This window comes from Nonomuraea sp. NPDC004186 (assembly GCF_053603495.1).
Map to the genome: position 1 here is coordinate 1 of NZ_JBSGFQ010000179.1, position 18,819 is coordinate 18,819.

The window sequence follows — 18,819 nt, forward strand, 5'->3', positions numbered from 1 at the left end:
CGGCTCGTGCCGGAACATCGCCACCGTCGAGCGCAGCAGGCCGACGCTCGACCAGGCCGTCATCTCGGCCGTGGTCGAGCTCTACACCGACCCCGAGCCCGACCGGGCCGGGCTGCGCATGATCATGTCGACGCCGGCGCTGGAGGGGGAGGCGCTGAAGACGTTCACCATGGCGGAGGGGCCGCTCGCCGAGGCGATCGCGGCGCGCACCGGCGTCGATCCCGGGCGCGACCTGTTCCCCGCCGTCGTGGCCGCGGCGGTGGCCGGGGCCATCCGGGTGGCGGGGCGGCGCTGGCTGGAGCCCGGCAACACCGAGTCGTTCGCGGCCATCCTGCGCCATGCCCTGTCCGTCGTCCTGCCCGCCGCGCCGCCCGAAGGATCCCGCGGATAGCGGCGCTCAGCGCTGCGCCCCGAAGGACCCCCGCGGGCAGCGGCGCTCAGCGCTGTGCCTCCGAAGGACTCCGCGGGTAGCGGCGCTCGGTGCTGCGCCGCCCGGAGGTCCTCGCGGGTGGGGGCGCTCAGTGCTGGGCCGAGGCCAGGTCCAGCCGGGCGGGGGTGCGCCACCAGACGGCCACGGCCGCCAGCAGCATGAGGACGGCGCCGTACAGGCTGGTCGTCCGCAGCGATTCGGTGAAGGCGAGCGTGGCCTGGGCGGCCAGGTCGGAGGAGCCGATCGCGCGGGCGGCCGCCAGCGCGCCGCCGAGCGACTCGCGCACCGCGTCGGTGGCGCTCTCGGGCAGTTCGGCCCGGTAGAGGGCGGCGGCCAGGCTGCCCAGCACCGCGACGCCGAAGGTGCCGCCGATCTCGTACGAGGTCTCCTCGATGGCGGCCGCGCTGCCCGCCTTCTCCGCCGGGGCGCCCGCCATGATCACGGCGGAGGCGATGGCCAGCGAGCCCATGCCCGCCCCGATCAGCAGGATCGACACGGCCACCCAGAGGTAGGTCGTCGGGGCGACCCAGAGCACCACGAAGCCGAGCCCGCCGATCACCAGCCCGCCGGCCAGCACCGTACGCGCGCCGATCCGGGTGGCCAGGGCCGGCGCCAGCGGCGAGAGGACCGCGGAGCCGACCGCCATGGGCAGCATGGCCAGGCCCGTCTGCAGCGGCGAGTAGCCCTGGACGAGCTGCGCCCACTGGACCATGAGCAGCATCATGCCCGCCATGGCGATCGAGGTGGTGAAGGCGGCCAGGGTGCCGGAGGCGAAGGCGCCGCCGCGGAACAGCCGGATCTCCAGGAGGGGGTCGGGGCGGCCCAGGCACCGCCGGACGAACCAGGTCAGCGTGACCGCGGCCAGGACGGCCGTGAGCGCGGTCCAGGCGTCCAGGCCCTCGGTGGCCACGTTCTTGATGGCGTAGACCAGGGCGATCATGCCGACCATCGACAGCACCGTGCCCAGGGCGTCCCAGCGGCCCGGGTCGGGGTTGCGCGACTCGGGCAGCAGGAGCAGCCCGGTGACGACGGCGACGGCCATGACCGGTACGTTCACCAGGAACGCGGCGTGCCAGCTGAAGGCCTCCAGCAGCAACCCGCCCACGATCGGGCCGAGCGCGCCGCCCACCGCCGCCATCGCGGCCCACACGCCCAGCGCGGTGGCCCGCTCGCGGGCGTCCGTGAACAGGTTGCGGATCATCGACAGGGTCGACGGCATGATCATCGCACCGCCGACGCCGAGCAGCGCCCGTACGGCGATCACCTCGGCCGGGCTGTCGGCCCACAGCACGGCGACGGAGGCCAGGCCGAAGAGGACGAAGCCGGAGACGAGCATGCGCTTGCGCCCCCAGCGGTCGCCCAGCGCGCTGACGGCCACCAGGAGGCCCGCCACGACCAGGGAGTAGACGTCGATCATCCACAGCAGTTCGACCGCGCCCGGCCGCAGGTCGGCCGAGATCTGCGGCAGTGCCACGTTGAGGATGGTCATGTCCATCGTGATCAGCAACAGGCTGGCCGACAGGACGGCCAGCGCCGCCCAGCGTCTGGGGTTCAGCTCGGTCACCGTGTTCGTCATGGGGGTCCTCCGAGGAAAAAGGGGTGGTGGCGCAGGGTCACACGGCTGACCCCGGCGACCTGGGCGATCCCGGTCGTCGGGGTGGCTGGGCACGTATGGGGGGGTGGAGGACGCCTGCTCGGGCTCCCGCTTCAGCCGGCGTCGGCGTCCTCCGCCGCCACCAGCTTGAGCAGGCGGTCGTGGAGTGCCTTCCTGACCGGCTCGGACAGGGGGATCATGCTCGTGGCCCGCCACAGCCACAGCCCGTCGACGGCCAGCTGGGCCAGGAGCAGGTCGATGTCGCGCGGGTCGGTCGAGGTGGGTGGCGGGGCCCAGCGGCCGATGAGGTCGTCCCACGCCTCGGCCAGCGCCGGCGTGGTGACCGACTCGACCATGAACGCCAGGTCCGCCTTGCTCACCGAGCCGTGCGCGCCCACCCGTACGTAGGCCTCGACGGCCTCCTGCGGCGACGCCTCAGCCAGCGGCTTGCCCAGCTCGGCGACGAGCTGCGCCTCCCACGCGTCGGTCAGATGCCGCTGGATCGCCACCAGCAGCTCGTCGCGCGTGCGGAAGTGGTACATGAGCCCGCCCTTGGTCACGCCGGCCTCCTCGGCCGCCGACTCCAGCGTCAGGGCGGTGATGCCGTCGCGCTCCGTCACGCGGATGGCGGCGTCCAGGATCCGGGTCCTCTGGCTCGGTCGCATGACCGTAACTGTACCATCCAGAAGGTACAGTTACTCATCGACACCGCAGCCCCCGGGGACGGTGTCCGCGCTCAGGCGGGACGCAGGGCCTTGAGGGTGAGCTCGACGAGGGCGTCGGCGTACTCGGGGGTGAGCGGGCCCGAGCGGTGCAGCCAGCGCTGGAACAGGGGGGCGTACAGGAGCTCCAGGGCCAGGTCGAGGTCGGCGTCCTCGGCGATCTGGCCGGCGCGCTGCGCGCTGCGCAGCCGGGCCTTCTTGGCCTCGTCGACCGGGCCCGCCAGCTTCTCGCGGTACTGGGCGGCGAGGTCGGGATCGTTGATGATCTCCATGTTGAGCGCCCTGATCGGCGCCTCGAACCCCGGGTCCGCGAACTCGGCCACCGTCGCACGCATCACGAGCTTGAGATCGGCCTCGATGTCGCCGGTGTCCGGCAGCGTGATGCTGTCGCCGACCTGGCTGAGGGCGAGGAAGGCGTCGAAGATCACCGCCCCCTTGGAACGCCACCAGCGGTAGATCGTCTGCTTGCCCACGCCCGCGCGGGCGGCGATGGCCTCGATCGAGATCTTGGCGTATCCCATTTCGGAGACCAGCTCGCGGGCCGCTTCGAGGACGGCCTGCCGCGAGCGCTCGCTGCGGCGGGCGGGGTCGGGGCTCTTAGACATGCTGGTCAGCATAGCAGCAAGACGAGACGATACGGTCCGTCTTGCTAGCGCTCGACGCCGGCGATGACCGTGGTCACCATCTTGCGGACGGCGGCGGGCTCCGGCGGGGCGCCCGTCCGGTCGGCGAACAGCAGGTGCCCGGCCCCGATCAGGGTCGGGGCGAGCGTGTCGACGTCGGCGTCCGCCGCGATGCGCCCCAGGTCCCGCTCGGCGCGGAGATAGGAGGCGATCATGGCGCCGGCCTCCGTCAGGAGCGGGACGCCGACCGGCCAGGACCGGCGCAGCCGGGCGCGAAGCTCGTCCCGGAAGGTGACGAGGGCGACGATCGACACGGCGACCGACCCGAACACGGCCGTCAGCGCGCCGGCGAGATTGCCGGCGACGGTGCCGGCGCCGGCGGACTCGCGCAGCGCGGCGGCCTGGGCGTCCATCCGGGCGACGCGATCGAGCACGAGCTCGGCCAGGAAGGCGTCGAAGTCCTCGAAGTGCCGGTGCAGGACGCCCTTGGCGCAGCCGGCCTCCGCGGTGACCGCCCGGCTGGTCAGCGCGCTCGGCCCGTCCCGCAACAGGATCCGCTCGGCGGCGTCGAACAACTGCTCACGCACGTCGCGGAGAGCCACCCCTGTCGGCACCGTCGCATCCCGCCTTCCATTTTCCGTCAACGCGGGGTTGACGAGTGGGCACGTGCCCATCCATAGTGGGCGCATGCCCACTATATCTCAGCCGGGAGCCTCTCTTCCCGAGCCCGAGCCGCATCAAGCTCGGCAGATGGCGGAATCGTTCGGCGTGGACGCCGAGCGCTACGACCGGACCCGACCCCACTACCCCGACGCCATGGTGGCCCGGATCGTCGCCGGCAGCCCCGGGCCCGACGTCCTCGACGTCGGCTGCGGCACCGGCATCGAGGCCCGGCAGTTCCAGGCGGCCGGCTGCAAGGTGCTCGGGGTCGATCCCGACGAGCGGATGGCCGACTTCGCGCGGCGCGAAGGGCTCGAGGTCGAGGTGTCGACGTTCGAGACCTGGGAGCCCGCCGGCCGGGACTTCGACGCGGTCGTCGCCGGACAGGCCTGGCACTGGGTGGACCCCGTCGCCGGCGCGACCAAGGCGGCGCGGGTGCTGCGTCCCGGCGGACGGCTGGCGGTGTTCTGGAACGCGTTCCAGGCCCCGCCCGATCTCGGCGCGGCCATCGCCGCGGTCTACCGCAGGATCATGCCCGACGCGCCGATCTACCAGCGCATGATGTCCGACGCGGACGCGTACGTGTCGCTGAGCGCCAAGGCCGCCGACGGCATCCGGCAGGCGGGCGCGTTCGGCGACGTGGAGGAGTGGCGCTTCGACTGGGAGCGGCCCTACACCCGCGACGAGTGGCTGGACCTGGTGCCCACCACCGGCGTCCACACCCGGCTCCCCGCGGCCACGCTGCAGGAGGTGCTCGCGGGCGTCGGCGCCGCCGTCGACGCGGCGGGGGGCGGCTTCACGATGCGCTACACCACGGTGGTGGTCACCGCGGCACGCGGCGCCTCCTGACCCCTACGGGTCCCCCACCCTGACCACCAGCCCGCGGATCTCGTAGCCGCCGATGTCGTTGTTGAAGCTCACGCGCGGCGCCGACGCCATTCGCACGCCGTCCATGGCGAACAGGCGGCTGAGGAAGACGTCCGTCTCCAGGATGGCGATGTTCGCCCCCGGGCACCGGTGCGGCCCGTCGCCGAAGGACAGCGCCGCGGCGCTCGTGCCCCCGTCGATGGCGCGGCCGGGGCAGACCGACAGCGGCAGCGAGCCCACGGCTCGGGGGTCGGTGTTGGCCGCGTCGACGAACACCTCGATCACCGCGCCCGGGGGCACCGTGACCGGCCCGTCGGCGCCGGCCAGGTCGAGGGCGGCGGTGGTGCGCCGGCGCAGCCGCCCGACCACGGGTTCGAGCCGCAGGATCTCGTGCAGGACGGCGAGGCGGCCGGGCTCGTCCGCCGCGCGGTAGTGCTCCAGCAGCGCCTCGTCGGTGAACAGGTGCCAGGCCGCGACGCAGATGAACTCGCGCGTGGTCACCATGCCGGCCGCGGCGAAGGTCAGGCACTCGCCGAGGATCTCGGCGTCCGTGCACCCTTCGGAGATCAGGTGCGAGATGAGGTCGTCGCGCGGCTCGCGGCGGTGGGCGCGGATCGCCGGGCGCACGTCGGCCAGGTAGACGCTCAGCCAGCTCACGTTCTGCCTGACCAGCCAGTAGATCCCGCTCGGGCTGGTCAGGCCGGGCCGGCCGAACTTCTCGGGGAAGAACCGTTCCAGTCTGGCGCGGATCCCGGGCCTGCTGGAGGTGAGGCCGATGATCGCGCTCGCCACCTCGATCGCCACGCCGAAGCTCAGCTCCGACAGGTGCGCCTCCCCCGCCTCCCGCAGCTCGGCGAGCCGGCTCTCCGCGACCCGCGCCATCAGGTCGCGATACCGCTCGTCCACCCTGCGGGGCGTGAAGAACCGCGCGGTCTGGCGGCGGTCCTCGCGGTGCTCGGGCCCGTCGCGGTAGAGGACCGGCCGCCGGATCCTGGCGGGCAGCTTCTCCACGGTCTCGACGCCCAGCCCGGCCTGGACGGTGTCGTAGCTGCGCAGCACGGCGCGGGCCTGCTCGTGGCCGCGGACCTCCCACGTGCCGTCGTCGGCGCGCCGGACCGGGCAGGCCCCGGGTGCGGCCTGGCGCGGGATCTTGCGCGTGTCTTCGCTGTGGTCGTTCACGCCGGCACGTCTCTCCCTGTCGTCGGGCCGCCGTTGACCATGCTCGTCCCCGTACGGCGTGAGATCAAGGGAACGGGGTGTCCGGGAAATACCGGATGTCATGGTTCGACTTGACTGATGATCTTCGATGCACCAGATTGTTCGCGACTTTTCGGACCGTTCCCAAGGAAACCCATGAAGCGAGCCATCATCGGTGCCGCCGTGGTCGCGGGCGTGGTGCAACTCACCGCCACGCCCGCGCAAGCGGCACCCACGATCGACCCGGTCAAGGCGCTCAAGGCCGAGTTAACCGCCGGCAGAGCCGTCAACGTGCAGTCCACGGCCAAGGTGACGTACACGCGCAGCCTGGTCGTCACCTCGGGGCTGGAGGGCACGATCGGGTTCGACCGGCGCGGCGCGGCCGCGTCCGATGTGGCCCAGACCCTGCAGTACAGCGAGGACCTCCTCCGCAGCGTGAAGAGGACGAAGCCGGCGGAGGTCGAGGCCCTCCAGCAGGGGCCCATCAGGATGATCTCCACCCGGGACGTGAGCTACGTCTCCGGCCCGATCGTCGACTCCGCGTTGCCCCAGGGCACGAGCTGGGTGCGCTACAGCCGGGCCGCTCTGCCGCCGAGCAACCTGGTGCTGAACGCCCTGGAGCCCGACACGCTCAAGACGCTCCTGTCCCACCGCACCTCGTGGCGTGACGGCGTGCTGAAGGGCTCGATCAAGGCCACCAAGCTCGCGGCGGTCTCCCCCTCGTTCGCGTCGCGCTTCGGTACGCGTTCCAGGAGCGGCCGCGACGGCAAGATCACCTACACCCTCTGGTTCGGCGGTGACGGCCTGGTCGAGCGGCTGTCCGCCAAGGCGGTCCTGCCCTACGGCAAGGGCTCCATGACGATCGAGTCGAGCACCCGCTACGCGGACTGGGGCCGCGAGGTCACCGTTCTCCTGCCCCTGCAGGGAGACGTGCTCGACCGGGACCAGCTCGAGGACAAGGTCCCGGCCGCGGTCCCGGGGATCTGGAACTAGACGCCGGTCCTTCGCCCGGCCGTGCCCATGAGGGCCGGCCGGGATTGCCCGGCTCCGGAGCATACTCTCGCGGGTGGTATGAAGTTGTTTGAGTGCTTTGTCCAGAATGTACGTGCATCGCACCCCCAACCTCCTGTCCCCTGCCAAAGAGGCTGCTCTCCCCGATGCCCGGATATATCAGGAAAAGCTTGGCGGTGGCGCTGGCCGTCGTCCTCACCTTGACCCTCGCGTCCCCGTCGAGCGCGGGGGCCGTCGCCGCGCCCAAGCGGCCGAACATCATCTTCTTCCTCGTCGACGACATGTCCGCCGAGCTGCTCCAGTACATGGACACGGTCAAGAGCCTGAGCCACGACGGCACCACGTTCACCGGCTACCACGTGGCCGACTCGCTCTGCTGTCCCTCCCGCGCCACCATGTTCACCGGCCGGTTCCCGCACAACACGGGCGTGCGGACCAACCAGGGCTACGACCACGGCGGCTACGGGGCGTTCGCCAAGCACGAGGGCAGGACGTACGCCGTCTCCCTGCATCAGGCCGGATATCGCACGGGCTACCTCGGCAAGTACATCAACGAGTATCCCGCGGGCCCCGGCTACCACGTCCCGCCCGGCTGGGACGAGTGGCACGTGACGGCGAGCGGCGGCTACAACGAGTTCAGGTACAAGCTCACCCGCTACATCAAGGAGGAAGCGGGCGGCCGGCGGCCGATCGACCCCTCCGGGGGCAAATATCTGGTCGACGAGCTGGGGCAGCGGGCGGTGGGCTTCATCGAGCGGTCCCGCCGGTACACCCCCGGCGAGCCGTTCTTCCTCCAGGTCTCGCCGTTCTCGCCGCACAACAGGGTCAACGTGAAGCGCGGCGACACGGAGCCGCGCTTCCCGCCCGCGCCGCGCGACCGGCCGAAGGACCGCTTCCCCGCAGGGGAGTTCCCCCATGGCGACTGCGGCGGCCCCGACTGCGACTCCATCGACGTGACCACCCTGCCGTCGTTCAACGAGGACACCTCCGACAAGCCCTCCTGGGTACGGCGGGAGCCCATCGGCCCGAAGATCACCGAGAAGCTCCGCGAGGACTTCCGCGACCGGATCCGCATGGTGCAGTCGATCGACGACATGGTGCAGCGCGTCCTGTCCGCGCTGACCGAGGAGGAGAAGCTGAACACGTACGTCGTGTTCACCAGCGACAACGGCTTCCACCTCGGGCAGCACCGCCTGGTGCGCGGCAAGGCCACCGCCTACGACCACGACGTACGGGTGCCGCTCCTGGTCAGGCGCCCGGCCTCGGGGCCGCGCGGCGACCTCGTGACGCCCGCCATCGCCCAGAACGTGGACCTGTTCGCGACCTTCCTCGACATGGCCGGCGTCGGCGCGGCGACGCGTGACAGCCGCGACGGCCGCAGCCTGCTGCCCCTCATCCAGGGTCAGAACGTCACCGGCTGGCGCGACGCGGCGCTGATCGAGCACGTCAAGCCGGACCCCCACGCGCCCGGCCAGCCCGACCCCGACGCGGACGCCATGAAGAAGGGCAACTCCCGGCCGCCCAGCTACTCCGCCGTGCGCACGGGCGGGGAGCTCTATGTCGAGTACAAGGGCGATCCGCGGCCCGAGTACTACAACACCGTCACCGATCCGCGCGAGGAGTCCAACGACCCCGGCAACGCCAGGACAGCCGCCCTGAGCAAGGTCCTCGACGGCCTGAAGAGGTGCGGCAAGCCGGGCGCGGTGGACTGCTGGACGGCCGCCCACCTGCGCTGACTCCTCAGAAGGCGAAGCCGCCCGGGCGGTCGTTGCGGTCGGCGATCAGGCCGGCCAGGGTGGCGACGGCGATCTCGGGCGGGGTGCGCGAGCCGATGTTGAGCCCGATGGGCCGGTGCACCCGGGCGACCTCCTCGGGAGGCACGCCGAGGTCGGCCAGCGCCCGCACGTGCGGCGCGGTGTGGCGGGCGCTGCCCATGATGCCGACCCACCGGACGGGGAACTTGAGCACGTCGCGCAGGACCGGTCCGATCTCCTCGCGGTGATGGTCGGTGAGCACCACGTCGGCCGTGCCGTCGAGCCAGGCGCCGAGCCCGGTCACCGCCGTGAATCCCTCGAGGCGGCGCTCAGGATCGGGCTCGACCAGGATCGGGCGGAAGCCGAGCTCGGCGCCGAACCTCAGCAGGCACTCGGCCACCGGGGAGGCGAAGACGGCGACCAGCGTCCGCCCGGCAGGCTCGACAGGGGCCTCGCTGTGGGCCTCGCGGTGAGCCACTGTGCACGCCGGGTCCTCTGCGTCATGGGTGTGGGCCATACTCGCAGTCTGGCACAAGCAGTCGATCATGCTCGCGAAGATCCCTATAGGCTTCGCCCATGGACGCCGACCCCAGGATCGACCGTACGAAGCCGCATTCCGCCCGGGTCTGGAACTACCTGCTCGGCGGGCAGGACAACTACGACGTGGACCGCGAGGCCGGGGACACCCTGCTGCGCGTGTTCCCCGATTTCGCGCAGGTGGCCACGCTGCAGCGCGAGTTCCTCCGGCGGGCGGTGACCTACCTCGTCACCGAGGCGGGCATCCGGCAGTTCCTCGACATCGGCTCGGGCCTGCCCACCGCCGACAACACGCACGAGGTGGCGCAGCGCCTCGCGCCCGAGTCCCGCGTCGTCTACGTCGACAACGACCCCCTGGTGCTCGTGCACGCCCGCGCCCTGCTCGCCGGGACCCCGCAGGGCAGGACCGCCTACGTCGAGGCCGACGTGCGCGACCCCGGCACCATCCTCGCCGCGGCGGCCGAGACCCTGGACTTCTCCCGGCCGATCGGCCTGATGATGCTCAGCATCGCCGGCCAGATCCCCGACGACGACCTCGCCGCCGATCTCGTCCGCCGTTACATCAAGGCGCTGCCGCCCGGCAGCCACCTGGCGCTGTCCGACGGCGCCGACGTCAACCCCTCGCTGGTGGCGGCGGTGAGCTCCTACAACGAGCGGGCCGCCTTCCCGTACACGCTGCGCAGCCCCGAGCGGCTCGCCGTCCACTTCAAGGGGCTCGAACTCGTGGACCCGGGCGTGGTCTCCACACCGCTCTGGCGGCCCCCGGCGGGAGCGCCACCCCAGCCGGCGATGATCAACGCGGTCTGCGGCGTGGGCCGCAAGCCCTGACGTGCGGGCGGTCCGGCGGGGTGCGCCGGACCGCCGCCCGGGTCAGGTGAGCTGGATGTAGTCGAGTTCGGCGTATCCGGTGCCGCCGGAGAAGAACGGCGAGCCCTTGGCCAGGCGGATCACGTTGTACCCGGCCCGGAGGGTGACGGTGGTGCCGACGGTCGCGCCGAACTCGCCCCACGCCGCGGTGGGCGGGTAGCTGACCGTGCTCCAGGAGCCGCCGTTGTAGGCCAGGCCCTGGGTCGCGGTGGCGCCGGTGCCGTTGGCGTAGCCGATGGTCATCGTGTACGCGCGCGCCGTGGGCACGTTCACCACGAAGTCGACGTAGCTGTCGGTACGCGGCGTGCCCGAGTTGTCGATCCGGCCCACGTAGCCGCCGCCCGACGCGCTGGAGGCGCTGAGCCGCTGCGCGCGGAAGACGGAGGCGTTCTCGGCCTCGTACCGCTGCTGGTAGGCGGGCACCCCGCTGACCGGCTCGACCACGAGCTGGTAGGCGCTGGTGGCCACCATGTTGGGCACGGACACGCTGAGCTGGCCGCCGCTGACCGTCCGGGTGGTCGTGGAGATCGTGGTGGGGGCGGTGACCGCGGTGAAGCGGCCGCTGGACGGGGTGGAGGTCAGCGTGACGCGGACGCTGGAGCCGAGCGCGCCGAGGCCCGTGAGGTTGACGGTGTTGGTGCCGGCCTCGTTGCCGAACGCCACGTTGACGATCTTGCGGGTGCCGTCGTAGGAGGCGAACCCGTCCAGGCCGGTCGTCGTGGTCGTCGTGGTCGTGACCATGTTCCCGGCCATGTCGCCGTACCACTTGTACAGCCACCAGGTGCCGGTGGGCTGGCTGTTGTTGACGACCAGGCCGTTCATGGTGCCGTACTCGTACCAGAAGGCCCGGTGCGCGGACTCCACGCCGCCCCGCTCCAGCTTGGCGACGTAGCTGGCGATCCGGCCGGGCACGTCGACCTCGCTGGTGGCGGCGTACTCGTTGATGGAGATGCGGCGCGGGCTGATGCCGAGCGAGGACTCCAGGTTGCGGTAGTCGGCGATGTCGGAGGCGATCCTGGTGGGGTTCTGCAGCTCGTGCCAGCAGATGATGTCCGGCAGGGTGCCGGTGTTCTTGGCGTTGGTGAGGAACGACTGCATCCAGGAGCGGTTGTAGGTGGCGGTGCTGGGGCCGACGATCGGCGTGAGCGTGTCGAGCGCGCGCACCGCCCGGTACGTACGCACCCAGGCGTCGTTGAAGTTGCCCGCCGCGGCGGTGTTCCACGTGTAGTCGGGCTCGTTCCAGAGCTCCCAGCCGATGACGTTCGTGACCGTGGTGGCCGACAGCCGGGCGTTGACCATGGTGTTGACCTTGGCCAGCCAGTCGTCCCAGCTCACCCACCTGTAGGGGAAGTCGGGATAGATGTCGGGCATCCGGATGAACTCGCCCGCGCCGGCCCGGGTGGCCTGCGGGGACACCAGCAGGGAGTCGCCGCCGGGCGGCTGGCCGTTGGGGCGCTGGCCGACGCCGGGCGCGGGCTGGGTGAGGGAGTTGACCTTGATCGGGAGGAGGGTGGAGTCGGCCGGCCGGGAGTTCTCGGCCAGGCCGTACAGGCCGCCGGAGGCGACGTGGGTGACCGGCCGGAACGGCTGCGCGACGTTGACGGTCAGCGTCGCGCCGGCGGCCGCGGCCGGGGGTGAGGCGGTCACCAGGGCAGTGGCCGTGGTGACCAGGGCTAAGGCGAGCACTCGGAATCGGGACATCGTGTCACTCTCCTTCGATGGGCAACCAGACACGCATGCTCGACGGGCCGCGCCTGGCCCACGAGTGGTACGGCCGCAGCGGCACGTCGAACCACTCGACGTCCGCCGCGGAGGCAGCCGCGGCGCCGGAATAGGCCCACGGCCGGTCGGGAGGTGCGGCCAGGCGGCCGCGCACCAGCACTTCGCCGGGCTCGGCCCGGGGGCCGGATCGGAGGTCGCGTCGGGGATCGCGTCGGGGATCGATCGTCAGGGCGTCGAGCCCGCCGGGGTGCGGGAGGTCGTGGGACTCGGCGCACAGGACCTCGGGGCCGCGCTCGACGGCGACGCAGCCGCGTACGGCGTCGATGCGGGGGTCCGGCCAGGTGAAGCGGGGCTCCATCGGCAGTTCGAGCGTGATCACCTCGCCCGCCCGGAACGCCCGCCGCACCGTGGCCATGCCGGGCTCGACCGGCCGCGCCCGCCCGTCCTCGGCGAGCGTGGCCCCGGCGGCCCAGGCGGGGACCCGCAGCGCCAGCGTCCAGAGCCCGTCGGCGAGGATCCGGACGCGGACGGTTCCGCTGTCGGGGTAGGCGGTCTCGACCTCCACCGCGACCTCCCGCCCGTCCGGCAGCTCGGCGCGGACGGTCGCGGGGGCGTACTGGTGGAGCTGCAGGCCGTCGTCGTCGGTGGTGGCGAGGTAGCCCTGGAGGCCGGCCAGGGTGCGGGCGACGTTGGTGGGGCAGCAGGACACGTCGAACCAGGCGGCCCTGACGCCGGCCTCGGCGCGCGGGCTCACCTCGTCCGGGTCCGCCTCCCGGCCCGGGGCCCGCTGGTGGAGGGGGTTGGCGTAGAAGAACGCCGTGCCGTCGGGGCTCGGGGAGGTCGCGATGACGTTGTAGAGCGTGCGCTCGATCAGGTCGGTGTAGCGGACGTCGCCGGTGGCGAGGTGGAGGCGCCAGGAGACCATGATCGAGGCGACGCCGGCGCACGTCTCGCAGTACGCCCGGTCCGGCGGCAGCTCCCAGTCCTCGCCGAAGCCCTCGTCCTGGTGGCGTGAGCCCATCCCGCCCGTGATGTACGTGCGGCGCGCGACCGAGCGCTCCCACTGCCGCTCCACGGCCCGCAGCAGCTCGTCGTCACCGCGCTCGACGGCGACGTCCACGGCGGCGGCGGTGAGGTAGAGCGCGCGGACCGCGTGGCCGCGCCACACGTCGGCCTCCCGGATCGGGATGTCGTCCTGGAAGTAGGCGCGGCCCAGGGGGATGTCCCTGAGCGTGCCGTGCCCGCGGCGGTCGAGGAAGATCCGCGCCTGCTCGACGTAGCGCTCCTCCCCCAGCGCCCGGCCGAGCTCGGCCAGGCCGACCTCGATCTCCGGATGCCCGCAGATCCCGGGCCGGCCGTCCGCGCCGAACGTGCGGCACACGTGGTCGGCGGCGCGGCGCGCGACCCGTACGAGGTCGTCCTCGCCGTGCGTGCGCAGCCGGGCCACCGCGGCTTGCAGGAGGTGGCCGGTGTTGTAGAGCTCGTGGCCCATCTCCAGGTCGCTGTAGCGCGGCGGCTGCGTGCCGTGCCCGAAGCAGGTGTTGAGGTAGCCGTCCGGGTCCTGGGCGCGGGCGATCCGCCCGGTGAGCCGCTTGATCGCCGCCTCCGCCCCCGGGTCGCCGGTACGGCCGCTCTCCCAGGACAGGGCCTCCAGGAGCTTGTAGACCTCCGAGTCGGAGAACGACCAGCCGGGGCGGTCGGGCGCGGTCGTCCCTTCGGCGACCCGGTCGAAGTTGGCGAGCCAGCCGAGGCGCTCCATCCACGACTCGCAGTGGGCGAGCGTCGCCGCGGCGTTCACGGCCTGCCGGCTCCCCCAGAACCCTCCGGTGATGGCGACCTGCGCGAGCCCGAGGGGGCGTACCCGGCCCTGGGACGGCAGCACGGGGCTGGTCATGTGGTGAACCTTTCGACGGATTGCTGTTCAGTCCTTCACGGCGCCCGCGGTGACCCCGGCGGCGATGTAGCGCTGCGCGAGGACCAGCAGGAAGGCCGCGGGGACGGACGCGATCACGGCGGTCGCCATGATCGAGTTCCACTGCGTGGTGTTGTTGCCGATGTAGCGGAAGATGCCGAGCGTGATCGGGATCACGTCGCTGTTGCGGTTGAGGGTCGAGGCGAAGATGAAGTCCGACCACGCCCACAGGAACGCGAAGAGCGAGACCGTGATCACCGAGTTGCGGCTCAGCGGCAGGATGATCGACCGGAACGTCCGCCAGGTGCTCGCCCCGTCGATCTGCGCGGCGGCCATGAGCTCGCCGGGGATGCTCGCCATGAACGCCCGGAAGAGCAGCACCCCGAACGGCACGGCCAGCGTCGAGTCGGCGACGATCAGGCCGGGGACGGTGTTGAGCATCCCGAGCCTGATGTAGATGGCATAGAAGCCCATGGCCATGACGACCGCGGGGATCATCTGCGCGACGAGGAGCAGGAAGTCGATCCCGCGCGCGCCGCGCGGGCGCAGCTTGGCCAGCGAGTAGCCCGCGGGCAGGGCGACGAGCAGCGTGAGCGCGACGGTGCCGAGGCCGATGAACAGGCTCGTGGCCAGGGCCGGCAACTGCTGGGCGAACGCCGCCGCGTACCCCTCGAACGTGGGGTTCCAGGGGAACCAGTGGGGCGGGTCGGCCCGCATGTCGCCCGTCCTGGTCAGCGAGACGTTGAACATCCAGTAGACCGGGAACAGCATCACCCCGACGAGGACGACGCCTGCCACGGTCTTCCAGCTCTTCATGCGCGCTCCTCCTTGCGCTGCAGGTGCACGTGCAGGAGCCCGGCGGCGAAGGCGATGAGGATCAGCAGGTTGCCGACGGCCGCCGCCGGTGAGAAGTCGGGCTGGCCGGTGCCGAACGCCTCCCGGTACGACCAGGTGGCCAGCGTCGTCGAGGCGTCCGCCGGGCCGCCCTTCGTCATGATCCAGATGATGTCGACGACCTTGAGCGTGTAGATCAGGCCGAGCAGCAGCGTGATCGCCGACACCGGGCGCAGCAGCGGGAAGGTGATGCGCCAGAAGCGCTGCCACCCGTTGGCCCCGTCCAGGCCGGCGGCCTCGTACAGGTCGGCGGAGATGTTCTGGAGCCCGGCGTAAAGGATCACCAGGTTGAACGGGACGCCGAGCCAGATGTTGGCGATCGTGACGGCCAGCAGCGAGGTGTCGGGAGAGGTGAGCCAGTTGATCTGGCCGATCCCGAACGCCTCCAGCGCCGCGTTCACGATGCCGTTGTCGCTGTTGAGCATCCACGACCAGGTCGAGGCGGAGACGATCAGCGGCAGCAGCCACGGGACCAGGAACATCGCGCGGAGCACCGCCGACAGGCGGAAGTTGCGGTGGAAGAAGACCGCGAGGGCCAGGCCGAGGGCGTACTGAGCCGCGATGGACACCAGCGTGAACAGGGCCGTGTTGCGCAGCGCCCGCAGGAAGGTGTCGTCGGACAGGATGTCGCGGTAGTTGTCCAGCCCGGTGAACTCGGGGTCGCCCCGCACGAACGCCCGGGGCGTGTAGTCGTGCACGCTGAGGTCGATGTTGCGGTAGAGCGGATAGGCGTAGAAGACGAGCAGGTAGATCACGAGCGGCGCGAGGAAGGCGTAGGCCGTCCACTGCCGCGAGCGCCCCCGCCGGGGAGCCGCGTGCGCCGCCCTGCCCACCGTCACCGCCTCGCCGGCCTCGCTGCTGAGAGAGGTCATCGGATCAGCCGCCGGTGGCCTGCTTCGCCTGGGCCTGCGCCTGCTTGAGCGCGTCGGCGGGGGTGGCCGAGCCGCTCAGCGCCTTCTGCACCCCGGTCCACAGCGCCTCGGAGATCTTCGGGTACTTGGTGCCGAGGTTGTCGCTGGTGCGGCCCTTGGCCGACTTCACGGCGTCGACCCACGGCTTGAGGCCCGGCTCCTTGGCGAGGATCGCCTGCTGGCCCTCGGCGGTGGAGGGGATGTAGTACGCGAACGTCGTACCGGTCTCCACCAGGCCCTCGGGCGTCGTCATGCATTCGAGGATCTTCTTGGTGACGGCGTAGCGCTTGGTGTCCTTCTGCACCGGGACCGTGATGAACTCACCGCCCGTGGGCGTGGGCGCGGTGCCCCCGTCCTTGCCGGGGATCTGCACGATGCCGGTGGGGAAGCCCGCCTTCTTGGCGCTGTCGATCTGCCAGGTGCCGTTCTCGGCGAACGCGAACTCCCCCGTCAGGAACTGCTCCCAGGTGGTGTTCTGGGAGTTGCTGATGACGGAGTTGGGGGCGGTGCCGTCCTTGACCCACGTGGTCCACAGGTCGAGCGCCGCGACGGCCTGGGGCGAGTCGAGCTGGGTCAGCTGCGCGCCGGAGCCCCAGAACCATGGCAGGAACTGGAACGAGCCCTCCTCCGTGCCGATGGCCGCGAACGTGATCGGCTTCTTGCCCGCGGCCTTGACCTTCTTCAGCGCCGCGTTGAGCGTGGCCCAGTCCTTGATCGAGCCGGGGTCGACGCCGGCCGCGTCGAGGATCTTCTTGTTGTAGTAGAGGGCGAGGGTGTTCGCGCCGATGGGGATGCCGTACGTCTTGCCGTCCAGCTCGCCGGCGGCGATGAGGTTCTTGTCGAACCGGGCCGTGTCCAGGCCGAAGTCGGACATCGTGGTGAGCATCCCGGCGTCCGCGAGCGTCGAGACGGCGGGGTTGTCGAGGAGGATGACGTCCGGGGCGTTGCCCTCCTGGCCGGCGAGCAGCGCCTGGTTGGTCAGCGCGGTGGTGTCGTAGGCGGTGCGCTGGATGGTGACGCCGGCCTGCTTGCCGCAGGAGTCCACCCGCTTCGCCCAGGCCGAGGCCGGGTCGTGCTGCGGGTACGGGTCCCACCAGGTGTACGCGCCGGCGCCGCCCGCGGAGGCGCTGGTGGCGGTGGTGCCACCGGTCTGCGGGGCGGACGCGCAGGCGGACGCGCTGACCGACAGGGCCAGAACGGCGGTTCCGAGGACCGCCGCCTTCGCGGAAACCGACGTGCGGTTCATCGAGGCCTCCAATGTTAGCGCTCACACTCGAGCGCGGCGGGAAGGTGTGTATCGGGCCCGCGAACTAGCGGGCGGCAGGGGGTGCGGTTGGCAGCGCGGTCGGGGGCACAGTGGGGGACGCTGCGGGGGGCGCTGTGGGGGGCGCTGTGGGGGGCGCTGTGGGGGGCGCTGTGGGGGGCGCTGCGGGGGGCGCTGTGCTTCCGCGCGAGACCAGTTCGGGAGAGATGAAGCGCACCACGAACGGCTCGTCGCGGGCCGCCGGCGATTCGACGCGGCGCACGAGCTGGCGTACGGCCATGGCGCCGAGCCGGTCGGGCGCGCTCTCGATGAACGAATAGGGCAGGGAGAAGGTCGCGGCGAACTCGGCGGAGTAGCGCCCGATGACCGAGAGGTCCTCGGGCACCCGCAGGCCGCGCTGGTGGGCGACGGAGGGGAGGGCCGCGGTGGCGGCCTCGTTGTTGAGCAGCAGGCCGGTCGCCGACGGGTAGGCGTCGAGCAGGGCGTTGAGCAGGCGTCCGACCGCGGGCTGGCGGGACTCGCCGTACACGGCGTGCAGGGTGACGCCGAGCTGGCGGGCCCGTTCGAGTGCGGCGTCGCGCAGGCGCCACACGTACGCGCCGCCGCGCTCGACGACGTGCTCGGGCTGCGAGATCAGGATGAGCTCGCGGTGGCCGAGCCGGTGGAGGTGCTCCACCATGGCCCGGCCGGCCTCCTCGAAGTCGAGGTCGAACACGTCGAGCCCCGAGCAGTCGCCCGGCAGGCCGACCAGGGCGCCCGGCTGCGGCGCGGCCCGCAGGATGGGCAGCCTCGGGTCGAACTGCGCGATGTTCATCAGGACGACGCCGTCCACCATGCGCGAGTCGGTGATGCGCCGCAGCGCCCGCACGCCGTCGGCCTCGGTGACCAGCAGCGTGTCGTAACCCAGGTCGCGGGCGGTGTTCGTGACGCCCAGGATGTACTGCATCATCGCGGGCGCGAACTCGTCTTCGTGGAACTGGGCGAGCAGACCGAGGACCTTGGTCTGGGATGTGGCCAGCGCTCGGGCGCCCGCGTTCGGCGTGTAGTCGAGCGCCTCGGCGGCCGCCAGCACGCGACGGCGGACCTCCTCCGAGATGGGCCGCTTGCCCGACAGCGCGTAGGACGCGGTGCTGCGGCTCACCCCGGCCTCCCGGGCCACGTCTCCGATCGTCGCCACTCTCACCTCCTGTACGTCATTGAACCGGTTCGACAGTTGCGTCGCGAAAACCCTCGGATCGCCGACCGGACGGCGCTTTTTCCTGGGGATCTGCAGGATCTATCGGCCCGCCGCCGGTCACGGCCGGGAACGGGCTCCACCTGCGGGCCGCCGGAATCAGCGAACCGGTTCAACGATGTGCCCCGACTGTCGCGCCGCCGGTGAGCGAGAGTCAAGAGTGAGGACGCTCGGCGATACCGAATCGTGACATGCCGGAAACGCCCATTGACGCGCGGGGCGCGGCTACGTAACCTACGCGAAACCCTCAGTTGCGTTCCTCGATCACCCTCCCTGAGATTTGTTAACGCTCACACCTCCCAGGGACTTCGTCATGACCATCAAGGCCATGTGGGCCGGGCTGCTCCCGGCCGCCCTCGTCGCCGCCTTAACCACGGGCGTCGCGGATGCGCGGACCGTGGATCCGCCCTCTCCCGTGCTCCTCTACACGTTCGACTCCGACGACCTCGCCACCGGCTCCATCACCGACTCCTCCGGCAACGGCCTGAACGGGACGCTGGTCAACGGCTCCACCGCCGCGCTGGTCGCTCGGCCACCCCGCTCGCATCCGAGTGTTGGAGCTACTCCAGGAAGGGCCGCTTCCCGTCCGGGATCTGCTGGCCCAGATCGACATCGAGGCC

Annotated in this window: 17 protein-coding genes and 1 pseudogene; 6 read left to right on the forward strand and 12 right to left on the reverse strand. The window is 71.6% G+C overall.

The genetic code is table 11. The features are described from left to right. Positions 1–391 (forward strand): acyl-CoA-like ligand-binding transcription factor (locus ACWEPL_RS60775; RefSeq protein WP_452442108.1); only part of this gene is annotated, 391 nt, incomplete at its 5' end. 127 nt (positions 392–518) lie between these two features. Here the strand turns inward: ACWEPL_RS60775 and ACWEPL_RS60780 are convergent. The 4 genes from ACWEPL_RS60780 to ACWEPL_RS60795 form a co-directional block, all read right to left on the reverse strand. Further along, positions 519–2,006, reverse strand: a complete 1,488-nt coding sequence (locus ACWEPL_RS60780) for an MFS transporter (RefSeq protein WP_452442109.1) — start codon at positions 2,004–2,006, stop codon at positions 519–521. 131 nt (positions 2,007–2,137) lie between these two features. Next, on the reverse strand, positions 2,138–2,689 hold the full coding sequence (locus tag ACWEPL_RS60785; protein ID WP_355211537.1) for a TetR/AcrR family transcriptional regulator: 552 nt from the start codon (positions 2,687–2,689) through the stop codon (positions 2,138–2,140). Between the two features lie 71 nt (positions 2,690–2,760). Beyond that, entirely contained in the window at positions 2,761–3,351 is a 591-nt protein-coding gene (locus tag ACWEPL_RS60790) for a TetR/AcrR family transcriptional regulator (protein WP_355211534.1), read from the reverse strand. A gap of 44 nt (positions 3,352–3,395) precedes the next feature. Beyond that, positions 3,396–3,983 carry a TetR/AcrR family transcriptional regulator gene (locus ACWEPL_RS60795; protein WP_363985043.1) on the reverse strand — a complete coding sequence of 196 codons (588 nt, stop codon included), beginning with the start codon at positions 3,981–3,983 and terminating at the stop codon, positions 3,396–3,398. A gap of 136 nt (positions 3,984–4,119) precedes the next feature. On the opposite strand from ACWEPL_RS60795, the gene ACWEPL_RS60800 reads away from it, so the two are divergent. After that, the gene (locus ACWEPL_RS60800) at positions 4,120–4,878 is read left to right on the forward strand and encodes a class I SAM-dependent methyltransferase (protein WP_452442110.1); all 759 of its coding nucleotides are present in this window, start codon (positions 4,120–4,122) and stop codon (positions 4,876–4,878) included. A gap of 3 nt (positions 4,879–4,881) precedes the next feature. Here ACWEPL_RS60800 and ACWEPL_RS60805 read toward each other — a convergent pair whose 3' ends face one another. After that, complete coding sequence (locus tag ACWEPL_RS60805) at positions 4,882–6,075, reverse strand: cytochrome P450 (protein WP_452442111.1); 1,194 nt, start codon at positions 6,073–6,075, stop codon at positions 4,882–4,884. A gap of 174 nt (positions 6,076–6,249) precedes the next feature. Between ACWEPL_RS60805 and ACWEPL_RS60810 the strand changes: the two genes are divergently transcribed. Next, positions 6,250–7,086: a hypothetical protein gene (locus ACWEPL_RS60810; RefSeq protein ID WP_452442112.1), complete on the forward strand. Its 837-nt coding sequence runs from the start codon at positions 6,250–6,252 to the stop codon at positions 7,084–7,086. Between the two features lie 194 nt (positions 7,087–7,280). After that, on the forward strand, positions 7,281–8,840 hold the full coding sequence (locus tag ACWEPL_RS60815; RefSeq protein ID WP_452442119.1) for a sulfatase family protein: 1,560 nt from the start codon (positions 7,281–7,283) through the stop codon (positions 8,838–8,840). 4 nt (positions 8,841–8,844) lie between these two features. Here ACWEPL_RS60815 and ACWEPL_RS60820 read toward each other — a convergent pair whose 3' ends face one another. Next, positions 8,845–9,375, reverse strand: a complete 531-nt coding sequence (locus tag ACWEPL_RS60820) for an XdhC family protein (RefSeq protein ID WP_452442113.1) — start codon at positions 9,373–9,375, stop codon at positions 8,845–8,847. Positions 9,376–9,434: 59 nt separating this feature from the next. Here ACWEPL_RS60820 and ACWEPL_RS60825 point away from each other — a divergent pair, with 59 nt between their 5' ends. After that, positions 9,435–10,223, forward strand: coding sequence for an SAM-dependent methyltransferase (locus ACWEPL_RS60825; RefSeq protein ID WP_452442114.1), 789 nt, complete (start codon positions 9,435–9,437; stop codon positions 10,221–10,223). Between the two features lie 42 nt (positions 10,224–10,265). On the opposite strand, the gene ACWEPL_RS60830 is transcribed toward ACWEPL_RS60825, so the two are convergent. From ACWEPL_RS60830 to ACWEPL_RS60855, 6 genes are all read right to left on the reverse strand, one after another. Continuing rightward, a complete protein-coding gene (locus ACWEPL_RS60830; protein ID WP_452442115.1) occupies positions 10,266–11,963 on the reverse strand; it encodes a CBM35 domain-containing protein in 1,698 nt (565 codons plus the stop codon). A 4-nt stretch (positions 11,964–11,967) separates the two neighbouring features. After that, positions 11,968–13,878, reverse strand: a complete 1,911-nt coding sequence (locus tag ACWEPL_RS60835) for a glycoside hydrolase family 127 protein (protein WP_452442116.1) — start codon at positions 13,876–13,878, stop codon at positions 11,968–11,970. 27 nt (positions 13,879–13,905) lie between these two features. Further along, positions 13,906–14,712: a carbohydrate ABC transporter permease gene (locus ACWEPL_RS60840; protein ID WP_363985057.1), complete on the reverse strand. Its 807-nt coding sequence runs from the start codon at positions 14,710–14,712 to the stop codon at positions 13,906–13,908. Continuing rightward, a complete protein-coding gene (locus ACWEPL_RS60845; RefSeq protein ID WP_363985059.1) occupies positions 14,709–15,662 on the reverse strand; it encodes a carbohydrate ABC transporter permease in 954 nt (317 codons plus the stop codon). The genes ACWEPL_RS60840 and ACWEPL_RS60845 overlap by 4 nt, the downstream gene beginning before the upstream one ends. Before the next feature lie 4 nt (positions 15,663–15,666). Continuing rightward, positions 15,667–16,947 (reverse strand): sugar ABC transporter substrate-binding protein, encoded by a 1,281-nt coding sequence (locus ACWEPL_RS60850; RefSeq protein ID WP_452442117.1) that lies wholly within the window; start codon positions 16,945–16,947, stop codon positions 15,667–15,669. Positions 16,948–17,011: 64 nt separating this feature from the next. Further along, positions 17,012–18,142, reverse strand: a complete 1,131-nt coding sequence (locus ACWEPL_RS60855) for a LacI family DNA-binding transcriptional regulator (RefSeq protein ID WP_452442118.1) — start codon at positions 18,140–18,142, stop codon at positions 17,012–17,014. Between the two features lie 581 nt (positions 18,143–18,723). Here ACWEPL_RS60855 and ACWEPL_RS60860 point away from each other — a divergent pair. After that, positions 18,724–18,819: pseudogene (locus ACWEPL_RS60860) on the forward strand (transcriptional regulator); the annotation flags it as partial.